This is a genomic window from Luteitalea sp., from assembly GCA_009377605.1.
Taxonomy (GTDB): domain Bacteria; phylum Acidobacteriota; class Vicinamibacteria; order Vicinamibacterales; family Vicinamibacteraceae; genus WHTT01.
The window spans coordinates 1-566 of the sequence record WHTT01000334.1 but is presented as its reverse complement, the minus strand read 5'-3'; the positions used below and the strand labels follow the sequence as shown (position 1 = coordinate 566).

Annotated in this window: 1 protein-coding gene; it reads left to right on the top strand. The window is 63.4% G+C overall.

All coding sequences use genetic code 11. The annotated features are described in order from the left end of the window. A partial coding sequence (locus GEV06_29185; protein ID MPZ21911.1) for an NADH-quinone oxidoreductase subunit F occupies positions 1 to 566 on the top strand: 566 nt, incomplete at both ends.

Sequence of the window (566 nt, the reverse complement as noted above, 5' to 3'; positions counted from 1 at the left end):
ATTGGCGCGAAGGTCTGCTACATCTACGTCCGTGGCGAGTTCTATCATCTCCAGCACGTGCTGGAGACCGAGCTGAGACGTGCGTACGAGGCGGGCTTCGTGGGCGCGAACATCCTTGACAGCGGCGAGCAGATCGACATCTATATCCATCGTGGAGCGGGTGCCTACGAGGCCGGAGAGGAAACCGCGCTCATCGAGTCGCTCGAGGGGAAGCGCGCGCAGCCGCGCCTGAAGCCCCCGTTTCCGGCTGTCGTCGGCCTCTACGGCTGTCCGACCGTCGTCAACAATGTCGAGACGATCTGCAACGTGCCGCTCATTCTCGACCGTGGCTGGGAGTGGTACGCGGTCATCGGCCCGGACAAGAACACCGGTCCCAAGCTCTATTGCGTCAGCGGGCACGTCAACCGTCCGGGCGTGTACGAGACGGACATGAGCGTCACGCTGAGGCAGCTCATTTACGACTACGCCGGTGGAATTCCGGGCGATCGCAGGCTCAAGGCGGTCATTCCCGGCGGCTCGTCGACCAACGTGCTGCCCGCGGACAAGATCGACGTGCAGGCGAGCTT